This window comes from Streptomyces albidus (ex Kaewkla and Franco 2022), from assembly GCF_013870515.1.
GTDB lineage: Bacteria > Actinomycetota > Actinomycetes > Streptomycetales > Streptomycetaceae > Streptomyces > Streptomyces albidus.
This window is the reverse complement of record NZ_JACBXA010000382.1, coordinates 1-3,847: the sequence shown is the minus strand read 5'-3', so window position 1 is coordinate 3,847 and position 3,847 is coordinate 1. Positions and strand designations below refer to the sequence as shown.

3 protein-coding genes and 1 pseudogene are annotated in these 3,847 nt (G+C 72.0%); 2 read left to right on the top strand and 2 right to left on the bottom strand.

The features are described 5' to 3' along the window. On the top strand, positions 1-513 hold a 513-nt coding region (locus tag H5J26_RS29250), incomplete at its 5' end, for a hypothetical protein (RefSeq protein ID WP_181768982.1). Between the two features lie 67 nt (positions 514-580). Here the strand turns inward: H5J26_RS29250 and disA are convergent. Both disA and radA read right to left on the bottom strand, forming a co-directional pair. Then, complete coding sequence (disA, locus tag H5J26_RS29245) at positions 581-1,705, bottom strand: DNA integrity scanning diadenylate cyclase DisA (protein ID WP_181768981.1); 1,125 nt, start codon at positions 1,703-1,705, stop codon at positions 581-583. 70 nt (positions 1,706-1,775) lie between these two features. Beyond that, entirely contained in the window at positions 1,776-3,197 is a 1,422-nt protein-coding gene (gene radA, locus H5J26_RS29240; RefSeq protein ID WP_181768980.1) for a DNA repair protein RadA, read from the bottom strand. Positions 3,198-3,399: 202 nt separating this feature from the next. Between radA and H5J26_RS29235 the strand changes: the two are divergent. Further along, positions 3,400-3,847, top strand: a pseudogene (locus tag H5J26_RS29235) (hypothetical protein); the annotation flags it as partial.

Genomic DNA, 3,847 nt, shown 5'->3' with positions numbered 1-3,847 from the left:
GAGGGTGCCGCCGGCAGCCACGTTGCCGTCATCGGCGGCGACAGCGCGGGCGGCGGAAGCGGCGGCTCAGGCGGATCGGGCGGAGGCGCGGCTGTACCCGCGGGTTCCCAACTGCCGCAGTGCAAGGGCTCCGACGTGACGCTCTCCCTGCGCAGCGTGCGCAAGGAGTACGCCGCCGGCGAGAGGCCCGAGTTCGAGCTGACCGCCAAGAACAAGCGCGGCACAGCCTGCAAGCTCGACCTGGGCCGTACGTCCACGGTCGTCACCATCAAGGACTCCGGCGGCGACAAGTTCTGGACGTCGAACGACTGCCTGCGCGACGCGGAGCCTGCGTTCTTCCAGCTCCCGGCGAGCGGGCGCAGCACCCACACCTTCACCTGGTACGGAAAGCCCAGCGCGGACGAGTGCGGCACACCCGCGAAGGGCGCGGCGAAGCCGGGGGACTACGAGATCGAGGTCGACGTCAAGGGCGTCGAGAAGCTCGACGCCTCCTTCGAACTGAAAAAGGACTGAAGCGCGCGAGCTTGAAGGGCCCGAACTGGGAAGCGAGGGCTCTGCTGGGCGGCCTCGGCCGCCGCGGTCACACGTACCGCTCGAGGATGCTGGACTCCGCCAGCCGGGAGAGCCCCTCGCGGACGGACCGGGCGCGGGCCTCGCCCACACCGTCGACCGTCTGGAGGTCGTCGACGCTCGCGGCGAGCAGCTTCTGCAGGCCGCCGAAGTGCTCCACCAGCCGCTCGATGACCGTGCCCGGCAGCCTCGGCACCTTCGCCAGCAGCCGGTAGCCGCGGGGTGAAACCGCGGAGTCGAGCGTCTCAGGAGCGCCGCTGTAGCCCAACGCCCTGGCCACGGTGGGCAGTTCGAGCAGCTCGGAGTGGCTCAGGCGGTCCAGTTCGTTGAGTGCCTCGAAGACGGAACGAGAGCGGCGTCCGCTGGGCTCCGGCACGTAGTCCCGGGCGACGAGCTCACGCTCGGGCTCCACGCCCGCGATCAACTCGTCGAGCTGGAGGGAGAGCAGACGCCCGTCGGTCCCCAACTCCACGACGTACTCCGCGATCTCGGTGGCGATGCGGCGCACCATCTCCAGCCGCTGCGCCACGGCGGAGACGTCGCGCACGGTCACCAGGTCCTCGATCTCCAGCGCGGAGAGGGTGCCTGCGACCTCGTCGAGCCGCAGCTTGTACCGCTCGAGCGTGGCGAGGGCCTGGTTCGCGCGGGACAGGATCGCCGCCGAGTCCTCCAGGACCCGCCGCTGCCCGTCCACGTAGAGCGCGATCAAGCGCATCGACTGGCTGACGGAGACCACGGGATACCCGGTCTGGATCGAGACGCGCTGTGCCGTGCGGTGCCTGGTCCCCGTCTCCTCCGTCGGGATGGAGGCGTCCGGCACCAACTGCACGCCCGCGCGCACGATCTTGGTGATGTCGCGGTCGAGGATCAGCGCGCCGTCGAGCTTGCACAGCTCGCGGAGCCGCGTCGCGGTGAAGTCGACGTCGAGGACGAAACCGCCTGTGCACAGGGGTTCGACGGTCTTGTCCATGCCGATGAGGATGAGTCCGCCGGTGTTCCCCCGAAGGACGCGCTCCAGGCCGTCGCGCAGGGCCGTACCAGGCGCGACGGCGCTCAGTGTGGCGCGCATCAGGCCCTCGGCGCCGGCTCCCCCACCGGTCCTGCCGGGAGCTGCTGGCCGGTCGTTGGCTGCCACGGCACTCCTTCGGTCGTGCGTACGTACGGGCGAGACCGGGGCAAAGTCTACCGGCGGTGCGCGCAGCTCCCTACTGCGCTGGTTCGGCGGCGCCGGACCGCCCAGCTCCGGACCTCCCGGAGCGGGCGGGCAGGACGGCCAGCGCCTCCCCGATGTCGGCGACCTCGCGGACACGCATTCCTGCCGGAACCTTCCCGGGGTCGGCCGGGACGAGCGCGTGCGTGAAGCCGAGACGGGAGGCTTCGGCCAGTCTGCGCTGCACGCCGGTGACGCGTCGGACCTCGCCCGCCAGGCCGACCTCGCCGATGGCCACGAGGTTCTTCGGCAGCGGGGTGTCGCTGGCGGCGCTGGCGAGGGCGAGGGCGACGGCCAGGTCCGCCGCCGGCTCCGTCAGCTTCACGCCGCCGACCGTCGCGCTGTAGATGTCGCGCTTGCCCAGGGCGCTGATGCGGCCGCGCTGTTCGAGGACGGCGAGCATCATCGACACGCGGGAGGTCTCCAGGCCGGACGTCGTACGCCGAGGGGAGGGGATCTGGCTTTCCACCGTGAGCGCCTGCACCTCCGCGACCAGGGGGCGGCGCCCCTCCAGCGTCACCGTCAGACAGGTGCCCGGCACCGGCTCGGCGCGCCGTGTCAGGAAGAGCCCGGAGGGGTCGGCGAGCCCGGTGATCCCCTCGTCGTGGAGCTCGAAGCAGCCGACCTCGTCGGTCGTCCCGTACCGGTTCTTCACGCCGCGCACCAGGCGCAGGCGCGCGTGACGGTCGCCCTCGAAGTGCAGGACGACGTCGACGAGATGCTCCAGGAGCCGCGGCCCCGCGATGGAGCCGTCCTTGGTGACGTGACCGACGAGGAGCGTGGACATGCCGCGCTCCTTGGAGGCGCGGATGAGGGCGCCGGCCACCTCGCGCACCTGGGCGACGCCGCCGGGGGCGCCGTCGAGTTCGGGGGAGGCGACCGTCTGGACGGAGTCCATGACGAGCAGGCTGGGCTTCACCTCGTCCAGGTGCGCGAGGACGGCGGACAGGTCGGTCTCGGCCGCGAGATAGAGGTGGTCGCCGATGGCGCCGATGCGGTCGGCCCGGAGCCTCACCTGGCTCGCCGACTCCTCGCCCGTCACGTACAGCGTGTGGTGGGCCTCGTCGGAGGCCTTCGCCGCCACGTCCAGCAGCAGCGTCGACTTGCCGACGCCGGGCTCACCCGCGACGAGGACCACAGCTCCGGGGACGAGCCCGCCGCCGAGGACGCGGTCCAGCTCGGGGACGCCGGTGCCGCGCGCGGTCGCCTGCGTCCCGTCGACCTGACCGATGGGGAGCGCGGAGGCGGAGACGCGGCCGGGCGTCGTCGTCCGCACGCCGGGGGCGCCGCCCACCTCCTCGACCGTGCCCCACGCGTGGCACTCCGGGCAGCGGCCGAGCCACTTGGCGGTCTGCCAGCCACACTCGGCACAGCGGTACGAGGGGCGGTCCTTCGCGGACGGTTTGCGGGCAGCCATGTCGTCACCGTAGCCGGGGGTCCTGACATCGCGGGCGCCGCGTTGTGCCACCAAGTGACGTCAAGTGACACCAACGAGTGGTGTGCGGCACGGGACTTGACGTACGTCTCGTCCCCTTTCGGGGGAGATCGTCACCCATAAGGATTAAACCTGGGCGACTGGGTCCGCTCGGACACCGCAACGCGCCTACCGTCGCCGGGTGATGAGCAGCAGGCGCGACCACTCCACGCACGCCACAGGCGCACACCGTGCGCCCTCGGGGCGGCGGCCCAAGCAGCACCAGCGCTCCGGTTCGCCCAAGGTCTTCAGCCGAACCGGCGCCTCGAAGAAGGCTGCGCTGAAGGGTGACGACGGTCCGAACAAGGCGTCGGCCACGGCCGGTTCGGCATCCTCCGGCTCGACATCAGGCGCGACGGCCGACGCCGCGCCGCAGGCGGGCTCCACGGGCGCGACGGTGCCCGCTGTCGGCGTGATCGCCGACGCCGCGCCCGTCGAGCCCGGCATGGTGCGCCACGAGCCGTACCTGGACGGCCTGTTCACCTACTGCCTGTCCGTCATGTGTGAGCACGACGCCGCCATCACCGCCGTCGCCGAAGCGCTCGTCCTGGCCGACCGGCAGCACGAGAAGGACCGCGCGCCCGCCGCGCGCA